Annotated in this window: 1 protein-coding gene and 1 pseudogene; both read left to right on the plus strand. The window is 68.1% G+C overall.

From position 1 onward, the window contains the following. A pseudogene (locus QSK52_RS39015) lies at window positions 1-354 on the plus strand (hypothetical protein); the annotation flags it as partial. Between the two features lie 53 nt (window positions 355-407). Then, a protein-coding gene (locus tag QSK52_RS39020; protein ID WP_435053495.1) for an IS5 family transposase occupies window positions 408-1,282 on the plus strand; the annotation gives its coding sequence in 2 pieces (ribosomal slippage) (window positions 408-797 and window positions 800-1,282; 873 coding nt in all). Window positions 1,283-1,307: the final 25 nt, after the last annotated feature.

Consider the following 1,307-nt stretch of genomic DNA (forward strand, 5'->3'; position numbering starts at 1 on the left):
TACGCGCGAATCGTGATCAAGAGGCGGTTCCTCGTAAACTTCCGGGTCCGCGCCGTCTACAGCCCGGCGCTGGTAAGGGCGTTGACAGCGGCGGAGCCCGGCGAGGAGAAGGAGTCCGGCGCCCGCTTCCTGTGGTCCCCGGAAGAGGCGGAGAGGTGGGCGCGCTCCTGGAACACTCCGAAGATGGAGGCTCAGCTGGACGGCCGGCACATTTGGACCCACCTGGTCGCCGATCCTCCGCCCATGGAGCTGCACCTCGACGGTGTCACCTACTACCTGGCCCATTTCAACGCCAACCGGGCTCGCTACTCATCCGAGCCGCCGCCCGTGGAGCCGTCACCGAGGACCGCCTGAAGGAAGCGGCCCGCCCCAAGAAGTGGATCAAGGCCATGCGATGATCACGTTCCATGGCCCGGGGAGATCTGACGGACGCCCAGTGGGCAGCGCTGGAACCGCTGCTGCCGCGCGGCATCAAGGCCGGTCGGCCTCCGCTGCACACCAAGCGGCAGCTGATCAACGGCATACGGTTCCGCACCCGCACGGGCATACCGTGGCGGGACCTGCCCGAGCGATACGGGCCGTGGGAGACGGTCTACGGGCTGTTCCGCCGCTGGCAGCGCGACGGCACGTGGCACCGGATCCTCGAACAGCTCCAAGCCCGCGCCGATACGAAGGGCCTGATCACCTGGGACATCTCCGTCGACTCCACGATCGTCCGCGCGCACCAGCAAGCTGCCGGTGCGCGCAAAAGGGGGACCTGCAGGTCGAGTCGCCCGGCGGCGTCTTCACCGAGCCCGACGACCACGGTCTCGGACGTTCGCGCGGTGGACTGACCTCCAAGATTCACTTGGCGGTCGAGCAGGCGCAGAAGCTGATGTCGCTCGTGATCACCGCCGGACAGCGCGGCGACTCCCCGCAGTTCCAGGTCGTCCTGGACCGCATCCGGGTGCCGCGCCTGGGCCCGGGACGCCCGCGCACCCGGCCGGACAGGGTCCGCGCCGATAAGGCGTACGGGTCCCGCGCGAACCGCGTCTACCTGCGCAGACGCCGTGTCGGCTGCACGATCCCCGAGAAGCGCGACCAGATCGCGAACCGCAGGAAACGCGGTTCCCACGGCGGGCGGCCACCGAAGTTCGACAAGAACGACTACAAGGAGCGCCACGCGGTGGAGTGCGGGATCAACCGCCTCAAGCGCCACCGCGCGGTCGCCACGAGGTACGACAAACTCGCCGTTCGCTACGAAGCGACCGTGCTGGTCGCAGCCATCAACGAATGGCTGTGACCAGCACTTTCGAAACACCCCCTAG

The sequence above is a fragment of the Kitasatospora phosalacinea genome (assembly GCF_030268885.1).
Taxonomy (GTDB): Bacteria; Actinomycetota; Actinomycetes; order Streptomycetales; family Streptomycetaceae; genus Kitasatospora; species Kitasatospora phosalacinea_C.